Below are 15470 nucleotides of genomic sequence, written 5' to 3'. Positions count from 1 at the left end.
TTGAAACGCGCTTCTCTTGCCGTTTTGGTCGAAGACCCGTCGTTGGCACTCGGCATAGTTCTCATGCTCAGAGGGCGTTCAGGAATTCCAGAAGCCGGTCGTTTGGTCGAAATCGCTCGGCCTTGGCGCGTTCGTACGGCTTCAGCTTTGCGAGTGCGGATTCCTTCAGTTCAAGATGTGCATGAAGATAGGTCAGCGTCGTTTCCATCGCCTCATGGCCCAGCCACAGGGCAATGACCGAGCAGTCGACGCCCGCCTGTAGTAGCTCCATGGCAGCGCTGTGCCGCAAGACATGGGGCGACACCCGCTTCGAGCGGAGGGAGACGCAGTGCTCGCGCGCTTTGGCGACATATTTGTTCAGCAGTGCCTGCACGCCGTCGGCGCTGAGCCTGCCACCGTGCATATTCGGAAAGAGAGCCGTTGCGCCTCGCTTCCCTGGTTCCTTGAGCCAACGCCGGAGGGCTTCCTGTGCAACCTTTGTGAGCGGCGTACTTCGCTCTTTGCGGCCCTTACCGACGCATTGCACATGCGCACCGCGGCCGAGCACTACCGAGTCTCGGTCGAGGTCGATGACTTCCGAAACCCGCAGCCCCGTTTGCGCGGCCAGCAATAGCAGAGTGTAATCGCGGCGTCCCAGCCACGTGCTTCGATCCGTGCAGTCCAGGATAGATTCAATCTCGGGCCTGGTTAGGAACTGAAGCTGCCGCTTGTCGCATCGCTTGCTGGGGATCGCGAGCACGCGCTGGATGTGGGCGCTATGTGCCGGCTCCTCGAACGCCGCATATCGGAAGAAAGATCGAATGGCTGTGAGGCGGAGATTCCGGGTCCTCACCGAGGCGGCTCTCTGCGTCTCGAGGACTTCCAGGAATGCGCCGATGAACGGAGCGTCCAAATCCCGCAGTGTCAATTGAGATGGGGACCTCCCAAGGCGCGCCTGCGCGAACGCAAACAGGAGCCTGAACGTGTCGCGATAGGAGGCAATGGTGTTGGAACTTACACCTCGATGCTTCATGAGCCGATCTGTGAACCACCGCTCGATCAGCACGGCTAAGTCGTTCGTTCGTCTCATGACCGAACCTCCCACCGCTTATCCAATCGCCGAACGGCATGATTCATCAGCTCCGGCGCGGCGGACAGATACCAGTAGGTGTCGCGAACATTGGCATGGCCGAGGAAGGTCGAGAGTACCGGCAGCTCGCGTTCCACATCTTCGCCAGCGCGATGCCAGTTGATCAGGGTTTGGACGGCGAAACGGTGACGAAGATCGTGAACCCGCGGGCCACCGCGATGCCCCTCCTGCCGTAAACCAATTTGCCGGGATAGTCGCCAGAACACCCGGTGCACGTATTGATGCAGCAATCTGCCGCCCTGTTCGGCGACGAAGAAATAGGGACTGCGCGGCGTGCCAAGGTGTGCATCGCGTCGGGCAGCATAGTTTGTAAGGACAGCGATTGTCGTGGCATGCAGCGGCACCAGCCGTGACTTGCCGAACTTTGTCTCTCGGATAGTGAGGACGCCCTGCTCGAGATCGACGTCGGCCCGGAGCAGGCCGAGCGCTTCAGAATGGCGCAGTCCGGCGACCGCTATCAGTCCGAACAGGCAGTGATACGTCCAGCGTCGAAGGGCGTTGGCTGGCGGCAGCGACAGTGCTGCCGCCAGCAGCGCCTGAATCTCAATGTCGCTATAGATGTAGGGCTTTGTCCGCCGTGCCGGCGGCACTGCGTCGCTCGGTGGCACTTCCGTCAGAGGATCGAAATGACTGAGGTGCTGGGCAAAGCAGCGCACATCAGCCAGGCGGATGGACCAACTCGGCTGTCGGCCCATCGACGTCACCCACTGCATTGCCAGGTCCGACGTGATGGTCTCGGCGCCGCGGGCTTCCATGAAGGTGACGAATGCCGACAACCGTCGTGCCGGCCCATCATATTTGTATCCCAGCCCTTGGCGCATGCCGACATAGCGGTTGAGGGCAGTGCGAAGCCGGCTCATTGGACACCTCCCGGCCAGGGCAGGCTCAGTCCACGCAGCTTCTCAACATCGAGCTTGGCATAGATCCTTGTGCTGTCGATGCTTCGATGGCGGAGCAGTTGGCCGATCTCGGCAAAACTGGCACCCGACCGTAAAAGGTCGGTCGCGAGGCTGTGGCGGAAAAGATGGGCGCCGTGATGGGCATAGCCATCAATGCCTGCCCGCTCGAGTGCCTGCTTCGCGATCATCGTGATGGCGCAGCCGGAGGCAAAGCCCACGTGCGGCGCAAGTGTTCGCAAGAAAACTCGCCGACACGCCGAAGCGGGACGCCCATGCCGGATATAAGCCACGATAGCTGTTCCGACATCGTGACGCAGCGGCATAGTCGCTTGCCGCCGTCCCTTTCCGTGTACGAGAATCGTGCCCGACTGCCAGTCGATATCATCGAGATTGAGGGTAGCAACTTCGCTAGCGCGCAAACCGAGCTTGGCCAAGATCATCAGAACCGCATAGTCCCGATGCCCCATTGCCGTCGTCCGGTCACAGGCATCGAGAACCTTCTGGACCTTCTCTGGCGGCAGGAAGGTTGGAAGGCCGGCAAGTCGCCAGCGGCGGATGGATGGCACGCAATCGGCCAACGCCGTCGAAATGAAGCCCTTCAAATGCAAGTAGCGCAGTAAGGCACGCACGACTCCGCACATTGCCTTGCCGCTGTCGGCGGAGCCATCGAGCGCATGTCGTTCGACATACCCGATGACAATCTCCGGGGTGAGCGCTGCAAACCCATTCGCGCCGGCAGGACAGACCTCCCGCAGAAATCGAAGTGACAGAAGCTTGTGGCTCCCCACCGTCGAGGCGGCGAGCCCTCTCTCATTCGAGAGATATGCCCCGAATACATCGACGATCTGCTCGTGCTCAGTGCGCTCAACCGGAAGCGCACCTGGTATTAAGCCCTCTTCCCGTAACGCTGAAAGCACGCGTCGGAGTGCCGATCGGTCGCCCGTATCGGGACTCCAGTGTTTGAAGCGATGCTCAAGAAAACGATCGACATAAGCTTCGCTCAAATCCTGCGGGGCATATCCATTGCCAACATGCCAGTCCATCAGGTCTCGAAACAGGCTCAGCGAGCGCCACGTGCATTGCCGACCCAAGCCTTCTTTCGACATGTTGGCGGCGTAAACACGCGCAAACTCCCGATACGGACCGTGGAGCAGCTTCCGATATAGGGCGCTGCGATTCAAATAGTCAGTTGTGTTCATGTGTCCTCTCCTTCGCGTCAATTGCGACGGAGAGACCCTAAGCTATGCCGACTGGGCGACCGCTATGCTGCCGGAAACGTTGGAAAAAACTTGATTAATCGGCATAGTTCGCCGATCGGCATAAACCTGCAAGCTCAATGCCGTCGATCCGCAGGCCTACCTGACCGATACGCTAACCGCTATCGTCAATGGTCACGAGCAGAGCCAGATTGATGGCCTTTTGCCGTGGAATTATCCCGCCATACAATGCAGTTCCCGCCATTGACCGCAGTTTGCCCCATTGCGGTCATCCATCGGGGTTGGCCGCTAGCGCGCTCAAAGAGCAAACCAGCCGATTGAGCAACCTGTCTATTGAATATGTTGGGGCGGATCGCACCGTCGGGATGTCAGATTTTTGCGCATCTTGAACAGGAGCTTTCCGATGTCCATTTATCGCGTATCACCCGTTTCGATGACATCCTGTAGCAAGCTAATAGCTGGCACGTTCGACGTCATCCGGGTTAACGAAGGAGGCGCTTCCCGTTCGGGTCGAGCGCCTCCTTCCGTTCCAGATTACTCTCAGTGGGCCATTCTCCTCAGAGCCTTTCGTAGGTCACGCGCCAGCCTTCCTTGGGATCGGCGGGCGTGATTGTGAGCTGATCGTTATCGACCTCGAACCTCCGCTCCATGCGCTGACCGATGAGATTTCGGACAAGTGACGATTCCACCATGATGGCAAACCTTTTCTTGGCTTCGTCGACTTCCACCGGGCCGTAGTACGCCTCATATCCGTTCGCCGTATAAGGCGTCGGTTCCGCGGCGGCGTCCGGGTTCATCGCCTGGACGGAGAGCGTTCCGCCTTGCGAGAAGATGACCTGGCCTGAATAGGGGATTTCGGTCTGCTTGCCGTTCGCGTCGGTGACATGTAGCGACGTCATGCGCCACGTCCCCGTTATCGCAGACTTGCTGTCATCGGCGAAGGCGAGAGAGGACGCGGCCAGCGTCAGCGCCATAAGTGTGATCATGAAGTTTTTCATTCGGTTGGTCCTCTTCGGATGGTGGCGTGGATAATTCAAATCCGTTCGATCCGCACGGGGTATGCGCCGCGAACGAGCAGAGGCTCGAAGCCCCCGTCGAAGCGGCCGAGACGGATCAGCCCGTCCCAACGGTAGTCGTCGTAGAACAGGGCGAGATTGCCCCATGTCTTGAAGTAGCAGAGGTCGCCGGGCCGCTCGTTTCCGAACGAGCCGCTGCCTTCCTCGGTTAACTTCCGCGGCAGACGGACGATCTTCTCGTTCCCCCCAAAATCCTCGATCCTGAGGTCCAGAGGAAGCATCGAGGCGAAATCGCGCGCGGATGGATTGTCGTAAAGCGTGGCCGTCAGCGACAGGTCGTTGAAGGTCATTCTGATCTTGACGTCGGTCGGTTCCTGGCTGGCGGGATCGCGGCCGTCCTGCCCACGTACCGCAAAGGGCAAAGTCGCGGCCGCCAGAGCGCCACCTACGATCCCCCGCCGGGTCATAGCCAAGGTGTTCGTCGCCATGATGCGAGTCCTGTTAAACTGGTTGCGCGGTGGGCCGGAACAGGATTTCGTTGATGTCGACGTCGTCTGGCTCGCTTACCGCGAAGGCGACCGTCCGGGCGAAGGTGTCCGCACCCACGGCGATCTTGCTCACGAACTCCTTCGTGCCTGCCTGGATATCCTTCTCGCTGATATGATCGAGAAGCTCGGTGCTGACGGCTCCGGGCGAGATGATGGTCGTCCGGATGCTGTAAGGCTTCACCTCCTTGCGCAGCCCTTCGGAGAGTGCGCGGACGGCGAACTTGGTGGCGCAGTAGACAGCGGCACCCGGATCGACGACATGCCCGTAGACCGAGGAAACGTTGATGATGTGTCCGGACTTCCGCGCCTTCATATGCGGCAGCGCCGCGGCGATGCCGTAGAGCACGCCCTTGATGTTGACGTCGATCATGCGGTCCCACTCGTCCACCTTGAGACGTTCGAGCGGGGCAAGCGGCATCAGGCCCGCATTGTTCAGCATGACGTCGATGCGGCCGAATTCGCTCACCGCGGTGTCCACCAGGTTGCTAACCTGCTGCCTGTCCGTGACATCTGTCTGGACCGCCCTGGCCTTGTAGCCCTTTGCGGTGAGTTCGTCGGCCAGTGCATCGATGCGGTCACACCGCCGAGCACCGAGCACCACGGTGGCACCTCGCTCGGCGAGATGGCGTGCCGTAGCTTCTCCCAGTCCACTGCTCGCGCCGGTGATGACGACGACTTTATTTTCGATCCCTTGAGTCATGATGTTCTCCCGTTCGAGATTGTTGAGAGGTCAAACGCGGCGGCCGGCGAGCGCTCCGAACGCGGCCGAGCCTGCAAGAAGGAGGGCGGCCAGAAGGAAAGCGCTCCACCAGCCTGCGATGTCGAAAAGAACGCCGCCTGCAAACGCCCCCCCTGCAATGGCCAACTGGATCAGAGCGACCTGGATACCGCCCGCCGCTTCCAGTTCACCGGGGACTAGCCTCGCCATCCAAGTGTTCCAGGCCACCGGGGTCGGGGTCGAGAAGAATCCCCAGAGCACGAGAAGGACCGCGGTAGCACACAGTGAAGACCCGAAGCCGATCAGCAGGACAGCGATCAGGGCGACCGTGCCCGGCAGACCAATAAGCGCGGCGGTCAGGTGTCGGCGCAGAACGAAGCCAATCAGGGAAGTCCCGGCCAAACCGCCGAGTCCGACACCCAGAAGCATCAGCGAGAGCGTGTTGAGTTCCACCCCGGTGACACCTTCGAGAAACGGACGCAGATAGATCGAAAGCGCGTTCATCCCCATGAAGACGAGACCCGTCGCCGCCATGCCGATCAGGAAGGCGCGGTTGCGCAAGAGCCGCAACATCCGGCCGACCGACACGGTTTCCGTCGCAGGCATCTTCGGCAGAACCGCAAACTGCCAGATCAGGGCGACGAGACCGATCGGAACCGTGATCAGGAAGGTGCCGCGCCAGCCGATCAGCCCGCCGAGAAAGCTGCCGAGAGGAGCCGCGACAACGATGGCGAGCGCGGTGCCGCCTTGGAGCAAAGCGATGGCCTTCGGCAGGTCCGACTTCGATGCCAGACGTGCGAGGATGGCTGTCGACAGCGACCAGAAACCGCCGATCGCGACACCGACAAGCGCCCGACCCGCGAGAAAGACGGCGAAGTTGGGAGCGAGGGCGACTGTCAGACTGGAGAGGACCAGAACCCCGGTGTAGAGCAGAACGACTGCCTTCCTGTCCCATTTCGACAGAAAGCCGTTGCCGAAGAGGCTGGTGATTAAAGCGAAGACGCCCGAGACCGTGATGGCCATCCCGGCCTGTCCTTCCGATACCGATAGTTCTCCGGCGATCGGAGTCAGGAGGCTGACCGGCAGGAACTCCAATCCGACTAGAAGAAAGGTCAGGAGCGACAGGCAGGTCACGGCAGCCCATGGCGTATCTGCGGCTTCCGTCGAGATTATGTCATTCGCTGTCAGTTCAACGACCATTACGGCTCTCCTTTAGGGTCGCCGCAACAAATAGCCAAACGGGGTTAGACAGACTAGAAGGCATAATCTGCATGTCGATGTGAAGGAGATTCAACAATGCGGCGGGACGAGTTCACCGAGATGAGAGCATTCTTGGAAGTTGCCAAGGAGCGGAGCTTCACGCGCGCTGCCGCCAAGCTTGGTCTCACACGCTCGGCCCTCAGTCACACAGTCAGCGCGCTGGAGGAGCGGCTGGGCATCCGGCTTCTTTCCCGCACCACGCGGGACGTGGCCCCCACGGCGGCCGGCGAACGTCTCATGGAGAGCATCCAGCCGCATTTCGAGAGCATCGCCGCAGGGATCGACGCGATCAGCGCATTACGCGACAAGCCGTCCGGCGACGTACGGGTGGTCTGCCCCGACGATGCGGTCGAGCTCGTGTTCCGCCGTCGGCTCTCGGCATTCCTGCGGGACTTCCCAGACGTAACGGTGGAGATTATCGTCGACAATGGCTTCACCAACATTGTTGAGCGGCAGTTCGACGCTGGCGTCCGTCTTGGCGAGGCCGTTGCCCGAGATATGGTGGCGGTGCGCATAGGACCCGACGTGTCGTATTCCGTCGTTGCCTCGCCCGACTATCTGGAGCGGCACGGGCCGCCGTCAATCCCGCAGGACCTGACAGGCCACAACTGCGTCAACCTTCGCCTTCCAACGTCCGGGGGGCTTTATGCCTGGGAATTCGAGCGGGACGGCCGCGAGTTCAGCGTGCGGGTGGAGGGCCAGCTCACCTTGAGCAACATCGCTCCCGCGATAGACGCTGCATTGGACGGCATCGGTCTTGCCTACGTGCCCACGGACCTTGTCTTGCGACATGTCGAGCGTGGGCGGCTGCGGCAGGTGCTTTCGGACTGGTGTCCGACCTTCCAAGGCTACCATCTCTATTATCCAAGCCGGCGCAATCCTTCGCCAGCCTTCTCGGCGTTCGTCGATGCTTTTCGGCATAGACAGCGGAAACCGTGATAGGCCTCACAATCCAAGTTCTCATATTGTCGCTATCCGACCATAGCGCTCTTCTGCGATTGATGCCTGATACGACAGTTCGGTGTTATCCAGCCAATGTGGGATCAGCACATCGCTTACGGTACTACTGCACCTCTTCGCGATTTACGCCTTCCGAATCCAACCGAATCGGAGTGGGCTGCGCGACGTCGCCCATGTACCCATGTGCGACAAGCCAGTCGCGCAACTAGCTCGTGACGAGTGACGCTGTCTGCAAACATTGAGCAGCCCGAGCATGCGCCGTCCGGCCAGTTCTCCAAGTCGGGGAGCGCGATGAAGCGGTGCCTGCCCGCGAACAGGCCGAGCAGCTCCGTTCTTCCGTCAGGAGAGAACGCGCAGCCTGCAAGAAGGTTCTGTGTGCCTTTGGTGATTGGCATGTGCAGAAAACTCCGGCATCCGGGAACCAGTCACGCCGTTCGCGGGTTCGGTTGATCTTGAAGGAGGCACCGGGCATGAAAGAAGTCGGCAAGTGGCGGCATATCTGCGTCGATGCCCAGCGGATGTTTTTGGAGCAGACGCCCTGGCACGTGCCGTGGATGAAAAACGTACTACCGCAACTTGTCGAAATATCGGAACGCCATGCGAGCAGCACAATCTTCACCCGATTTATACCACCCCTAAATCCACGCGACGCGGCGGGAAGTTGGAGGGATTACTATCAAAAATGGTGGATGATGACCGGCGAGCACCTGCCTAAAGAAATGCTCGAGCTGCCGCCCTCCTTTCAAAACCTTGTGCCGCCAGCCCGCGTCTTCGACAAAACGACCTATTCGCCCTGGGTTGATGGCCGGTTGTTTTCGCACCTTCGACAAGAAGGCGTGGAAACCCTCGTCGTTACCGGCGGCGAGACGGATATCTGCGTCTTGGCGACCATCCTCGGCGCGATCGATCTCGGGTTTGGCGTCACCGTGCTTTGCGATGCGGTTTATAGCGGCGCCGACGAAACGCACGATGCCGCCATGGATCTGCTCAGCGATCGGTATTCAGTCCAGCTCGAACTCGTGAAGACCGAAGAATTCTTAGCGGCGACGCCTCGCCGTGAAGCGTAACGCAGTCCGGAGCGTCAACGACATCTGGTCGTTTGAACAACCCGGTTACCCGTCCCGAGTGAGAAGGATCCGTCGATGCCCCTGAAAGCGCTTGCCTTAAACTGCACCTTAAAATCCTCCGCAGCCACCGAGGCGTCGTCCACCGATAAACTCCTAAGTCTTATTGCGGCGGAATTCGAGAAGCATCGCGTCGACACTGAGACGATCCGCTTGGCCGATCGCAACGTAAAACCAGGCGTGACTTCCGATGAAGGCGAGGGGGATGATTGGCCCGGTATACGCAAGAAGATCCTCGATGCCAACATCCTGCTCATCGGCACGCCCATCTGGCTCGGGCAGCCATCGAGTGTGTGCAAGCGTGCCCTGGAGAGGATGGACGCATTCCTTGATGAAACCGACGAAAAAGGGCGCATGGTTTCTTACGGCAAGATTGCCGTCGTTGCTGTCGTCGGCAACGAAGACGGCGCCCATCACGTTTCCGCCGAAGTTTTTCAGGCACTCAACGACGTCGGCTTCACCATTCCGGCAAATGCGGTCGCTTACTGGGTTGGCGAAGCGATGGGCTCTACCAACTTCGTCGATCTGAGAAAGACCCCTGAGCCGGTAAAAACGATGATTGCAATGCTTGCCCGCAATGCATCCCATGTTGCCACCCTGCTGAAGAACTCTGCATATCCGGGTGACGAGAACTAAGGCCCTCCTACAACCGCCAAAGCAAGCCCCATCGGTACCGGTTGAAGGATCGGGGTTGCAGAGACTCAAGCGCTCCTTCTCAATTTCGCCTGCTACAGGGATTGCGCGCCGCGTTAAACCGGGTCCAACCCTGCTCGGAGTATGAGCCCGCGACCGCGCGGATCCGCAACAGATAGGCTGGGTAAACGGTCACGAGGATCATGAAGGCGGCAGCGACGTCTATCGGGCGCCCGCGATCGCGCATGATCTTGACCGCCCCCCCGAGCAATGCCTGCGCGGCGGTCGCGCCAAGTGCGACGACCGCATCCGAGCGGACGAGGGCAGCTCGGCGCCGAACCACCAGCCGCAACGTTGGAGTTCGCCTGCATTCGGTCGTGCATGTAGCCTTCGTTTGCCCCGTTGTTCATGCTTGAAATCCTTGACGGCGTTGGTCAGGTAGCAGTTTTGGCGGGATACCGGCCAAGACGCTGAGGACCCGACCGGCCGGAGCGACAAAAGGGTGGCCGGCGAGGTCTTATCCCCCGGCTGTTCCCCGACGAGCACGAGGTCCGCGTCGGGCGGCGCTTCACCAAACACGATTTGGGTTGCGCGCTTGGGGCCGCAGCAGCGGCAGTCCCTGCCTCCTTTAAGACCGCGCGGAGCGACGAGCCAGGGACAGGGTCGCCGAAAGCGAAACCGCCCGATCGGCGATCGGTAGCTGGCGCGGTGCGGTTGATGTTTAAGGTCGCCATAACACGAGAAATCCGTCTGAGCCCGGGGGCAACCGGGCGGACGGGATTTGGTTCCACGGCTGCAGGGGCGCGCACCAAACTTGGATGGTTCAAAGCGCAATCTTGTGCCCGGCCATTTAGTTGACCCGGAGGCTCGCACTGCGATCCTCGTCACATCGAGCGTCATCTCGGAGAGTCCCGGCCGTGCCCTCGAACGCCATTGCGCTATTTGATAAGGTTCTCCGCCATTTCCAGATGGTGCTCCAGGGCCGGAAGCGTTTTTGCAGCCCAAGCCTTCAACTCCGCGTTTTCTCCGCCTTCGCTGTAGCGCTTGAACAGGTCCACCGCATCTTCATGCGCTTCCTGCTGATCGGAACGGTACTGTTTCCCAAAGTCTTCGCCCTTGAGATCGTTCAGCTTGGCGAGCATCTCCTTTTGAGCGGTCGTCATGGTCTTCGGCAGGGTCGCCTTGACCTTGCCACTGGAGACGAGGCCACTGAGGTCAGCAGTCGTCTTTTCGTGGTCTTGGACCATTTTCTGAGCGAAGACCTTCGTTGCGGCATCGCCCTTTTCCAAAGCAAGCCTGCTGGACTGAACTTCGAACAGATCGCTTGTCGCCGCTTCCTGGACGAAATCTTGTGTTTTAGGTGCAGCGCCGATCAGCGAGTTTATGCCGGATTTTTCCATTGCGGACTGGGCGAGGGCCGAACCGGCCAGAGTGAGCACGAGTGAAGCAAGAACGAGCTGTTTCATGATAGGTCTCCTGTCGGCAGGTCCAACTGCCAAGTGGAAAGAGTTACGCCGCATGCGGGAACCGGGGTGCAGCCGAGCGCCCGCTGGCAACGCGCTGGCGATCGAGCAAACAAGACGTGCGCGCGGGCCGCGTGTCTAGCTTTCGTTCTTCGAGGGATCGGAGCGTCCGGTCGGAATAGAGCTGGTGGTCGCGGCAACCGGGTCGCTTGCGGGAAACGAACTCTCGAGACCTTCGTCGAGCTGTTCTTCCAGAGTGCCGGTATCCTTTGCGCTGCGCGCGCTTCTCAAAGACTCCACCGCCGGCGATCCCGTTTCATCGCCACCGGCTATTTCGCGGTCATCCCCCTCTTCGAACGCGGCTACTTGCACCATCATAGCTTTGGCCTTGGTCACGGCCGCATCGACGCCAAGGTCTCCGCCAGTGCTTTGTAGGCGTACGGAAATCACATCTCCGCCTTCTGCAACCCATTCGACGGTCTTCACGCCTCCGGGATCTGTGAGCACCTGTTGTGCGATGATGTTCATGGTTCATGTCTCCTGTCTCGTTGGTACACGCCAACGCAAAACACGGTTCGGCGACCGGTGGTTCCGAAGATTGTCAACGCTTTCATGCAAAAAGGACCGCCCGCCGGGTATGGCGGACGGTCATCATGCTAAACCAGGATGAGCCACCCCGTCCGGTTAGCGAGTGGACAAATCGGCACTCGGGACCTCGCTTGGAACCGGGCAGACAGCCCGCATTTCGTCCTCAGTCTCCAGACGGACTTCCGCGTTTCGGTCATCCGATCCCGGGAAGGGTTCGAGGCACTGTAACCTGCCGACTTCCCGAAACCTCTGGGTTCGGTCGACGTCATCGAGTCGTGCACGTCCTTGGCCGCCTTTCCATGGAACCTCAGCTCTTGCGGTCGGTGCCGCGACCGCCGCCCGTGGTGCCAGCGCCACTCTTAGCCCCGCCCGAACCGGCACTCTTGCCAGCCCCGGTTTCGCGACCGCCGGATTGTCGCTGCTTGTCGTCGTTCTTATGGCTTTGTTCGCCAGCCTTGCGATGCTGTTCGCTGCTGCCGCCCTGGCTGCGTTGATTTGCCATTGTCGTTCTCCTCGGTTGGTGCCCGCCGTAGACTCGGCGGGCACCAACCGAAGCGTGGGGGATCGATATGGTTCCCCGCCAAGCAAAAAATCGCACCCGACCTTGGGTTTCGAACCCGCATACGTGCAGCGCGCCGTTGCCTGTGCGGATGCACCCCGATGGGAACTTCAACGCGCATCGCCGGTTCGGCCTTTCAAAAAGGAGGCAGACATGTCGAGTAACAAACCGAACGATGGCGCGCCGGGCACCGCTGACCAGTCACCGCGATGGGAAGGGCCCGAGAAAACGAGGCCGGATGATCCCGAAAAGGATCGGGATGCGGCCGGCGAAAACAATCGGGAACCCGCGAGAAATCGCCCTTCTGACGCGACCAAGACCAGGGACGACGCGAAGGGCCAGTTTGCCGAGCCCCAAGGCAACCGCAAGAGCACGGGAGTATCGAGTGCCAAGCCGACCGTGATCACCGGGTCTGAGGATATGTCGGGTCACCGCAGTCCGCCAGGAGGTAGGGAACCTCCGAAAGACTGGGACGTGGGTTTCGATCAGGCCGCACCGGACCGATCGAAAGAATAGTTCGCTCTGCGAGTGGGCGCCGGTTGGGGCGGTCGTGGAAACGACCGTCGCACCCGCGAGATTCTCCAAGACGAACATCCCGGCGGATCAATCAACGAAGCTCAAGAACATGCGTCAACTGCCGCAACAACCACGAGAATGTTCCTAACGCGTTGGTTGAGTTCGGAAATCAGAACCCGCTCCCGCGCCTCTCAGCGAGCAGCGTCGATGTCCTCTCCGGCCACGCTATAGGGTGCCTGCCCTTCGGTCGCGGGCCAGTTGAAGTGCGCGGGCTCGCCGCTGTCGAATACGCCCTGGTAGCCATCTCCAAGGTGTCCTTATGCCCCATTGCGGGGGGCAGAAAGAGGAACCACGGACCCTAGGGAAGATCGAGAGAGTAACGAGGACGGCGGTCGATAGAAATGCACTTTGCCAGTTCTGAAGGACGCGAATCAGAACTGAGAGCTGGCGAGGTGATCGGTCACTGATACAGAGGATCCCCGTGGCTCGAGGCTTCCGCGTTCTCCGCCTGACTGCTTCGTGTTGTTATAGCATGTGATTGGCGCTAAGGAGGGCTATCGCCTTTCAAGTGGCGCGAGAGAAATTGATTCCGACCGTAACATCGTTCCTCAAGCGGCGATGGCATTCGGTGTGAGCTTCGCTGAGCAGGCGTATCATGTTTGGGAATGCAATTTGCGTCTGACTACCAGCTCTCCTCGTGAAGCCGGTCAAGCACGACGACGACCTCAGCCTGTAAATCCAGGCAAAGCTGCTGAAAATCATGGATTCGCTCCTCCCGTCGGGGCGTCTCTCGCTGAAGAGCATCGAGTGTATTTGCCGCCAACGCATATTTTTCGAAGAGGTCGTACAAACCATGATCTTTGACTGAACGCAATCGTTCGCGATGAGCGGGCAGAGCCATTGCCAAGCGCGCCCGTCCGAGGTGAACTAAACCCATGTAGCCTCCAGATTACTCATGTGAGGGGCCACGAACACGGGATATTTCACCCAGCCCACGACGAGACAAGAACTCCGATTGTCGCGTATCCCGCTTTGTGAACCAGAGAGCGCACTCCAGGAGGCAAGCCTCGTCGGTATGGCCGACACGGAACTCGTCAATCAGGAATCTTGCCAGTTGATTGCCTCGCTTGGAAAGTTTGGGAAATCCCGCTAAAAAGCAGGTCCTCTCAAATACTCGATGCAGCATTTCTACGTCTTTAGGACCGAGAGCGCAGTTGAGATCATCCGAGTGAAAGTACATTTGGGACCTCCCATGAAGGGCGGCGAAGCGTTCGTGGTATTCGCGTCCAGAAAACGTCGGCAGGGCTTGCCTGGTTCCACCGGGGAAATACCCAATTCGGGCTATTCGGGCTATTCGGGCTATTCGGGCACGTGATGAAGGGGATTCTGGAGGGAGGTCGAGGGCGGGCAGTTGAGGACATATGAAATTATGGCGCCAGGGCTAAGGGCGACCAGCCAACTTCCAAGGCGATCAAGACCCAGAGGCGTGTAGCCTAAACCGTTCCCATATGGCGCTCTCCCAATGGTAGCTCAAGAAGAAACTTTCCATGTCGGCGGAGCATGCACTTCCATTCGGGTGAATTGTCGCCCCGCCCTCCATCTGTAGCTTTTGAAGCGTGCTCCATCCGTTCAGACGAGCCGCTTGCACCAGCGTGCTTTGGCCTCTGCCGATCCCGGCAGAGGCTTTTATTCTACCCGTAGCCTCGGCACTGTGTCTGCCCGCGGGGGTTTGCGAAACTAGTGACGGGTGATTTCGGACGCAAGCTCAAGGAACCGGCCAATCGACCAAAGGTAGGCGACGATCTCCCACCTCAGGGCGTCGCGATTGCCGTACTTCTCTACTATTCGGTCAAGCTTTTCCTTAGTTGCAGTCTGCTCCTCAATTTCGCTAATCACGTAGCTGTCATGCCCCACGGCGCAGATGTCGCAGCCTGCCTCGATGACGTCGTCGACGAAGGCCGGGATTTCACCGGGGTCCATCTGACGTCGATTGTTTTCAGTCGAGCCGCTCCTCCATTGAGGCCGTGAAGCCCTACTGCGACCCACTTCGCTATCAGGCGCAAAACTGTCTCCGCCGTTGTCGGGGATACTGGGATAACGCTTGCGCTTGGCCATGCTCATGGAAATAGTAGCTCATCGGTTAGCGTGAGTAGGCGACGACTCTGCCTTGTCGGCCTAGATCTGTTGGCGTTCGGCAATCTGCTCTTTACGGGCCGGGTATTCCCGCAGAAGCTCGCGTTGAGGAGACGATCGCGTAAGCCTCGAAGAGATCGAGTAGGCAGCGCTCTCTGGCTTGGCGTCGCTGAGGGCGATATCGTGGCAGAGCATTTCAAGGCGGGTTCGCCCTAAGTGCATCAGTCTCATGGCTGTTTTCCTGTTTCAGTCGAAAACTACTTCGGGGATGCCAAAGGTGTCGGAAGGACGATGGCGACGGATTGTTGAGGTTCGTGCGATAGCGCGCTGTTCACGACGAGGTATCCGCCGATGACGAGCATCGCCAAGAGCATCACGCCGATAAGAAACCCTGTCGAGAATTTTTTCGGTGGCCCGCCGTAGCGGTATTGTTCGTACATAGTCCATTCCTCCGGTCGGCAACGACACCAGAGCGAACCGAAGGGACGGGCAGGCTGCCCTGGTGTCGTTGTCCGCCTATGCCGAATAGTTCGCCATAGGCTGAGGTTAGAAATAGCGTATCAGGGTCAGTTCTCCACGGGATTAGGACCATTGCGCCGGGGTTATGGGACTGAAGTCCCATGGTGGAACCGTTGGCGCTTTCCTAAGTTCTAACGTGTTGCTCGACCGCCGCTTGGTGATCGAAAGCGCCTCTGGGCCCCACCTTC

General features: G+C 59.6%; 18 protein-coding genes and 3 pseudogenes. 5 read left to right on the top strand and 16 right to left on the bottom strand.

Going from position 1 to position 15470, the window contains the following annotated elements; genetic code table 11:
- Positions 1 to 67: 67 nt before the first annotated feature.
- From ASE71_RS06785 to ASE71_RS06775, 3 genes are read right to left on the bottom strand one after another with little or no spacing between them, the layout of a single operon-like run.
- Complete coding sequence (locus ASE71_RS06785) at positions 68 to 1069, bottom strand: tyrosine-type recombinase/integrase (RefSeq protein WP_060520226.1); 1002 nt, start codon at positions 1067 to 1069, stop codon at positions 68 to 70.
- Positions 1066 to 1989, bottom strand: coding sequence for a tyrosine-type recombinase/integrase (locus tag ASE71_RS06780; protein ID WP_060520225.1), 924 nt, complete (start codon positions 1987 to 1989; stop codon positions 1066 to 1068). Before ASE71_RS06780 ends, ASE71_RS06785 begins: the two co-directional genes overlap by 4 nt.
- Positions 1986 to 3227 carry a site-specific integrase gene (locus tag ASE71_RS06775; protein WP_060520224.1) on the bottom strand — a complete coding sequence of 414 codons (1242 nt, stop codon included), beginning with the start codon at positions 3225 to 3227 and terminating at the stop codon, positions 1986 to 1988. The genes ASE71_RS06780 and ASE71_RS06775 overlap by 4 nt, the downstream gene beginning before the upstream one ends.
- Before the next feature lie 124 nt (positions 3228 to 3351).
- Between ASE71_RS06775 and ASE71_RS34970 the strand changes: the two are divergent.
- Positions 3352 to 3492, top strand: a pseudogene (locus ASE71_RS34970) (transposase domain-containing protein); the annotation flags it as partial.
- Positions 3493 to 3802: 310 nt separating this feature from the next.
- Here ASE71_RS34970 and ASE71_RS06770 read toward each other — a convergent pair.
- Genes ASE71_RS06770 through ASE71_RS06755 form a run of 4 tightly spaced genes read right to left on the bottom strand, consistent with a single transcriptional unit; the run spans position 3803 to position 6727 of the window.
- Entirely contained in the window at positions 3803 to 4243 is a 441-nt protein-coding gene (locus tag ASE71_RS06770) for a lipocalin-like domain-containing protein (protein ID WP_060520223.1), read from the bottom strand.
- Between the two features lie 35 nt (positions 4244 to 4278).
- Complete coding sequence (locus ASE71_RS06765) at positions 4279 to 4749, bottom strand: cyclophilin-like fold protein (RefSeq protein WP_060520222.1); 471 nt, start codon at positions 4747 to 4749, stop codon at positions 4279 to 4281.
- Positions 4750 to 4762: 13 nt separating this feature from the next.
- Positions 4763 to 5509: an SDR family oxidoreductase gene (locus ASE71_RS06760; protein ID WP_060520221.1), complete on the bottom strand. Its 747-nt coding sequence runs from the start codon at positions 5507 to 5509 to the stop codon at positions 4763 to 4765.
- A 30-nt stretch (positions 5510 to 5539) separates the two neighbouring features.
- Positions 5540 to 6727: an MFS transporter gene (locus ASE71_RS06755; protein WP_060520220.1), complete on the bottom strand. Its 1188-nt coding sequence runs from the start codon at positions 6725 to 6727 to the stop codon at positions 5540 to 5542.
- A gap of 96 nt (positions 6728 to 6823) precedes the next feature.
- On the opposite strand from ASE71_RS06755, the gene ASE71_RS06750 reads away from it, so the two are divergent.
- The 3 genes from ASE71_RS06750 (at position 6824) to ASE71_RS06740 (ending at position 9507) form a co-directional block, all read left to right on the top strand.
- Positions 6824 to 7726 carry a LysR family transcriptional regulator gene (locus ASE71_RS06750; protein ID WP_060520219.1) on the top strand — a complete coding sequence of 301 codons (903 nt, stop codon included), beginning with the start codon at positions 6824 to 6826 and terminating at the stop codon, positions 7724 to 7726.
- 491 nt (positions 7727 to 8217) lie between these two features.
- Entirely contained in the window at positions 8218 to 8814 is a 597-nt protein-coding gene (locus ASE71_RS06745) for a cysteine hydrolase family protein (RefSeq protein ID WP_060520218.1), read from the top strand.
- Positions 8815 to 8889: 75 nt separating this feature from the next.
- A complete protein-coding gene (locus ASE71_RS06740) occupies positions 8890 to 9507 on the top strand; it encodes a flavodoxin family protein (RefSeq protein ID WP_060520217.1) in 618 nt (205 codons plus the stop codon).
- A 79-nt stretch (positions 9508 to 9586) separates the two neighbouring features.
- Here the strand turns inward: ASE71_RS06740 and ASE71_RS37600 are convergent.
- The 4 genes and pseudogenes from ASE71_RS37600 to ASE71_RS06720 all read right to left on the bottom strand — a co-directional run bounded on the left by ASE71_RS37600 (position 9587) and on the right by ASE71_RS06720 (position 12057).
- Positions 9587 to 10238: pseudogene (locus ASE71_RS37600) on the bottom strand (UdgX family uracil-DNA binding protein).
- A 204-nt stretch (positions 10239 to 10442) separates the two neighbouring features.
- A complete protein-coding gene (locus ASE71_RS06730) occupies positions 10443 to 10970 on the bottom strand; it encodes a DUF4142 domain-containing protein (RefSeq protein ID WP_060520216.1) in 528 nt (175 codons plus the stop codon).
- Between the two features lie 135 nt (positions 10971 to 11105).
- The gene (locus ASE71_RS06725; RefSeq protein ID WP_060520215.1) at positions 11106 to 11495 is read right to left on the bottom strand and encodes a hypothetical protein; all 390 of its coding nucleotides are present in this window, start codon (positions 11493 to 11495) and stop codon (positions 11106 to 11108) included.
- A 367-nt stretch (positions 11496 to 11862) separates the two neighbouring features.
- Positions 11863 to 12057, bottom strand: a complete 195-nt coding sequence (locus ASE71_RS06720; RefSeq protein ID WP_029742771.1) for a hypothetical protein — start codon at positions 12055 to 12057, stop codon at positions 11863 to 11865.
- A 384-nt stretch (positions 12058 to 12441) separates the two neighbouring features.
- Between ASE71_RS06720 and ASE71_RS36835 the strand changes: the two are divergent.
- Positions 12442 to 12630, top strand: a pseudogene (locus ASE71_RS36835) (hypothetical protein); the annotation flags it as partial.
- A 225-nt stretch (positions 12631 to 12855) separates the two neighbouring features.
- Here ASE71_RS36835 and ASE71_RS37490 read toward each other — a convergent pair.
- The 5 genes from ASE71_RS37490 to ASE71_RS06695 form a co-directional block, all read right to left on the bottom strand.
- Positions 12856 to 13062, bottom strand: coding sequence for a DUF6766 family protein (locus tag ASE71_RS37490; protein ID WP_320410589.1), 207 nt, complete (start codon positions 13060 to 13062; stop codon positions 12856 to 12858).
- A 250-nt stretch (positions 13063 to 13312) separates the two neighbouring features.
- On the bottom strand, positions 13313 to 13567 hold the full coding sequence (locus tag ASE71_RS06710) for a hypothetical protein (protein WP_034800476.1): 255 nt from the start codon (positions 13565 to 13567) through the stop codon (positions 13313 to 13315).
- An 800-nt stretch (positions 13568 to 14367) separates the two neighbouring features.
- Positions 14368 to 14751: a hypothetical protein gene (locus tag ASE71_RS37485; RefSeq protein ID WP_320410585.1), complete on the bottom strand. Its 384-nt coding sequence runs from the start codon at positions 14749 to 14751 to the stop codon at positions 14368 to 14370.
- A 54-nt stretch (positions 14752 to 14805) separates the two neighbouring features.
- Complete coding sequence (locus tag ASE71_RS36830) at positions 14806 to 14994, bottom strand: hypothetical protein (protein WP_060520213.1); 189 nt, start codon at positions 14992 to 14994, stop codon at positions 14806 to 14808.
- 26 nt (positions 14995 to 15020) lie between these two features.
- Positions 15021 to 15203, bottom strand: a complete 183-nt coding sequence (locus tag ASE71_RS06695) for a hypothetical protein (RefSeq protein WP_060520212.1) — start codon at positions 15201 to 15203, stop codon at positions 15021 to 15023.
- Positions 15204 to 15470: the final 267 nt, after the last annotated feature.

Origin of the sequence: Ensifer sp. Root954, assembly GCF_001429005.1 — a bacterium.
Lineage (GTDB): Bacteria > Pseudomonadota > Alphaproteobacteria > Rhizobiales > Rhizobiaceae > Ensifer > Ensifer adhaerens.
This window is presented reverse-complemented; position numbering and strand designations above follow the sequence as displayed.

Bases quoted from the DNA above. Each gene is read 5' to 3' on its own strand.
- ASE71_RS06785 (WP_060520226.1), bottom strand. From the start codon at position 1,069: ATGAGACGAACGAACGACTTAGCCGTGCTGATCGAGCGGTGGTTCACA.
- ASE71_RS06780 (WP_060520225.1), bottom strand. From the start codon at position 1,989: ATGAGCCGGCTTCGCACTGCCCTCAACCGCTATGTCGGCATGCGCCAA.
- ASE71_RS06775 (WP_060520224.1), bottom strand. From the start codon at position 3,227: ATGAACACAACTGACTATTTGAATCGCAGCGCCCTATATCGGAAGCTG.
- ASE71_RS06770 (WP_060520223.1), bottom strand. From the start codon at position 4,243: ATGAAAAACTTCATGATCACACTTATGGCGCTGACGCTGGCCGCGTCC.
- ASE71_RS06765 (WP_060520222.1), bottom strand. From the start codon at position 4,749: ATGGCGACGAACACCTTGGCTATGACCCGGCGGGGGATCGTAGGTGGC.
- ASE71_RS06760 (WP_060520221.1), bottom strand. From the start codon at position 5,509: ATGACTCAAGGGATCGAAAATAAAGTCGTCGTCATCACCGGCGCGAGC.
- ASE71_RS06755 (WP_060520220.1), bottom strand. From the start codon at position 6,727: ATGGTCGTTGAACTGACAGCGAATGACATAATCTCGACGGAAGCCGCA.
- ASE71_RS06750 (WP_060520219.1), top strand. From the start codon at position 6,824: ATGCGGCGGGACGAGTTCACCGAGATGAGAGCATTCTTGGAAGTTGCC.
- ASE71_RS06745 (WP_060520218.1), top strand. From the start codon at position 8,218: ATGAAAGAAGTCGGCAAGTGGCGGCATATCTGCGTCGATGCCCAGCGG.
- ASE71_RS06740 (WP_060520217.1), top strand. From the start codon at position 8,890: ATGCCCCTGAAAGCGCTTGCCTTAAACTGCACCTTAAAATCCTCCGCA.
- ASE71_RS06730 (WP_060520216.1), bottom strand. From the start codon at position 10,970: ATGAAACAGCTCGTTCTTGCTTCACTCGTGCTCACTCTGGCCGGTTCG.
- ASE71_RS06725 (WP_060520215.1), bottom strand. From the start codon at position 11,495: ATGAACATCATCGCACAACAGGTGCTCACAGATCCCGGAGGCGTGAAG.
- ASE71_RS06720 (WP_029742771.1), bottom strand. From the start codon at position 12,057: ATGGCAAATCAACGCAGCCAGGGCGGCAGCAGCGAACAGCATCGCAAG.
- ASE71_RS06710 (WP_034800476.1), bottom strand. From the start codon at position 13,567: ATGGGTTTAGTTCACCTCGGACGGGCGCGCTTGGCAATGGCTCTGCCC.
- ASE71_RS37485 (WP_320410585.1), bottom strand. From the start codon at position 14,751: ATGAGCATGGCCAAGCGCAAGCGTTATCCCAGTATCCCCGACAACGGC.
- ASE71_RS36830 (WP_060520213.1), bottom strand. From the start codon at position 14,994: ATGAGACTGATGCACTTAGGGCGAACCCGCCTTGAAATGCTCTGCCAC.
- ASE71_RS06695 (WP_060520212.1), bottom strand. From the start codon at position 15,203: ATGTACGAACAATACCGCTACGGCGGGCCACCGAAAAAATTCTCGACA.